The following is a 1,758-nucleotide window of genomic DNA, read 5'->3' as shown; positions in this document are numbered from 1 at the left end:
TTGGGGTGATGGGTGGCTGGTCGTTGTTTGAGAACTGCACAGTGGACGCGAGCATCTGTGGCCAAGTTTTTAAGGGCGCACGGTGGATGCCTTGGCACCAGGAACCGATGAAGGACGTGGGAGGCCACGATAGTCCCCGGGGAGTCGTCAACCAGGCTTTGATCCGGGGGTTTCCGAATGGGGAAACCCGGCAGTCGTCATGGGCTGTCACCCGCTGCTGAACACATAGGCAGTGTGGAGGGAACGCGGGGAAGTGAAACATCTCAGTACCCGCAGGAAGAGAAAACAACCGTGATTCCGGGAGTAGTGGCGAGCGAAACCGGATGAGGCCAAACCGTATGCGTGTGAGACCCGGCAGGGGTTGCGTATGCGGGGTTGTGGGATCTCTCTTCCACGGTCTGCCGGCCGTGGGACGAGTCAGAAACCGTTGATGTAGGCGAAGGACATGCGAAAGGTCCGGCGTAGAGGGTAAGACCCCCGTAGTCGAAACGTCAGCGGCTCGTTTGAGAGACACCCAAGTAGCACGGGGCCCGAGAAATCCCGTGTGAATCTGGCGGGACCACCCGCTAAGCCTAAATATTCCCTGGTGACCGATAGCGGATAGTACCGTGAGGGAATGGTGAAAAGTACCGCGGGAGCGGAGTGAAATAGTACCTGAAACCGTGTGCCTACAAGCCGTGGGAGCGTCGGAATGTGCTTGCACATTCTCGTGACTGCGTGCCTTTTGAAGAATGAGCCTGCGAGTTTGCGGTGTGTTGCGAGGTTAACCCGGGTGGGGAAGCCGTAGCGAAAGCGAGTCCGAATAGGGCGATTCAGTAGCACGCTCAAGACCCGAAGCGGAGTGATCTAGCCATGGGCAGGTTGAAGCGGAGGTAAGACTTCGTGGAGGACCGAACCCACCAGGGTTGAAAACCTGGGGGATGACCTGTGGTTAGGGGTGAAAGGCCAATCAAACTCCGTGATAGCTGGTTCTCCCCGAAATGCATTTAGGTGCAGCGTCGTGTGTTTCTTGCCGGAGGTAGAGCACTGGATAGGCGATGGGCCCTACCGGGTTACTGACCTTAGCCAAACTCCGAATGCCGGTAAGTGAGAGCGCGGCAGTGAGACTGTGGGGGATAAGCTCCATGGTCGAGAGGGAAACAGCCCAGAGCATCGACTAAGGCCCCTAAGCGTACGCTAAGTGGGAAAGGATGTGGAGTCGCACAGACAACCAGGAGGTTGGCTTAGAAGCAGCCACCCTTGAAAGAGTGCGTAATAGCTCACTGGTCTAGTGATTCCGCGCCGACAATGTAGCGGGGCTCAAGCGTACCGCCGAAGTCGTGTCATTCATACATATAGGGCCAACGCCTGTATGGATGGGTAGGGGAGCGTCGTCTGCCGGGTGAAGCAGCACCGGAAGGTAGTTGTGGACGGTTGACGAGTGAGAATGCAGGCATGAGTAGCGATACAAACGTGAGAAACGTTTGCGCCGATTGACTAAGGGTTCCTGGGTCAAGCTGATCTGCCCAGGGTAAGTCGGGACCTAAGGCGAGGCCGACAGGCGTAGTCGATGGATAACCGGTTGATATTCCGGTACCCGCTGTGAAGCGTCAAACATCGAATCCAGTGATGCTAAGCCCGTGAAGCCGTTCCGGACCCTTCGGGGAATGGAAAGTGGTGGAGCCGGTGGCCCGAGCTGGTAGTAGGTGAGTGATGGGGTGACGCAGGAAGGTAGTCCATCCCGGGCGGTGGTTGTCCCGGGGTAAGGGTGTAGGACGG

At 57.5% G+C, this 1,758-nt stretch carries 1 rRNA gene (only partly in view); it reads left to right on the top strand.

Going from position 1 to position 1,758, the window contains the following annotated elements:
• Positions 1 to 59: 59 nt before the first annotated feature.
• Positions 60 to 1,758 (top strand): 23S ribosomal RNA (locus ACZ5CZ_RS38570); it runs 1,268 nt beyond the window's last position.

Source organism: Streptomyces sp. NPDC031418, from assembly GCF_055581605.1.
Note: the sequence above shows the minus strand (reverse complement) of the source record. Positions and strands in the feature narration are given on the sequence as shown.